The organism is Ensifer sp. GW823-FHT05D09 (genome assembly GCF_058795755.1).
The window spans coordinates 1-563 of record NZ_JBXAIA010000043.1; the positions used below are offsets into that span (position 1 = coordinate 1).

Consider the following 563-nt stretch of genomic DNA (forward strand, 5'->3'; position numbering starts at 1 on the left):
CTCACGCACAACTACACCGGCTATCCGATGGTGCGCCAGGCGCGCGAGATGGTTCAAAACGGCGACATCGGCGCCGTCAGGCTGGTGCAGATGGAATATCCGCAGGACTGGCTGACGGAGAATATCGAGCAGTCGGGTCAGAAGCAGGCGGCCTGGCGCACCGATCCGGCCCGCTCGGGCGCCGGCGGCTCGACCGGCGATATCGGCACGCATGCCTATAATCTCGGCGCCTTCGTCTCCGGGCTGGAACTGGAAGAGCTCGCCGCCGACCTCGACAGTTTTGTCGAAGGACGTCAGCTCGACGACAATGCCCATGTGATGATGCGCTTCAAGGCCAAGGACGGTCAGCGCGCCAAGGGGCTCTTGTGGTGCAGCCAGGTGGCGCCCGGCCATGAGAACGGCCTGATGGTCAGGGTTTACGGCACCAAGGGCGGACTGGAATGGACGCAGAAGGACCCGAACTATCTCTGGTACACGCCGTTCGGCGAGCCGAAGCGGCTGATCACGCGGGCGGGTGCGGGCTCTGGCGCTGCTGCTGCCCGCGTCAGCCGCGTCCCCTCAGG

General features: G+C 65.5%; 1 protein-coding gene. It reads left to right on the top strand.

The features are described from left to right. On the top strand, positions 1-563 hold a 563-nt coding region (locus AC1Q80_RS30840), incomplete at both ends, for a Gfo/Idh/MocA family protein (protein ID WP_492362944.1).